Consider the following 255-nt stretch of genomic DNA (forward strand, 5'->3'; position numbering starts at 1 on the left):
ATACAAGCTAATGGCCACGCACCCGTCGATGCGCGCAGAGTCGAACGGGGATCGTGGCGGGCGGGAATGCGGGGGGTGGGGGGGGGGGGGGGTGGGGGGGGGGGGGGCGGGGGGGTGGGGGGGGGGGGGGCGGGGGGGGGGGGGGGGGGCGGGTGGGGGGGGGGGGGGGGGGGGGGTTTGTTTGTGTTGGTTTTGGATGCTGGAAGCGACTGTGTTTGATGATTATTGTGATTTTTGTTTTATTTGTGATTAGAT

At 67.5% G+C, this 255-nt stretch carries 1 protein-coding gene; it reads left to right on the forward strand.

Annotation, left to right across the window (positions count from 1 at the left end):
* Nucleotides 1-253, forward strand: a 253-nt coding sequence (locus AAEY94_RS20770; RefSeq protein ID WP_350979939.1) for a hypothetical protein, incomplete at its 5' end; no start/stop codon positions are given.
* Nucleotides 254-255 lie beyond the last annotated feature (2 nt).

Source organism: Shewanella sp. AC34-MNA-CIBAN-0136 (genome assembly GCF_040309945.1).
GTDB lineage: Bacteria > Pseudomonadota > Gammaproteobacteria > Enterobacterales > Shewanellaceae > Shewanella.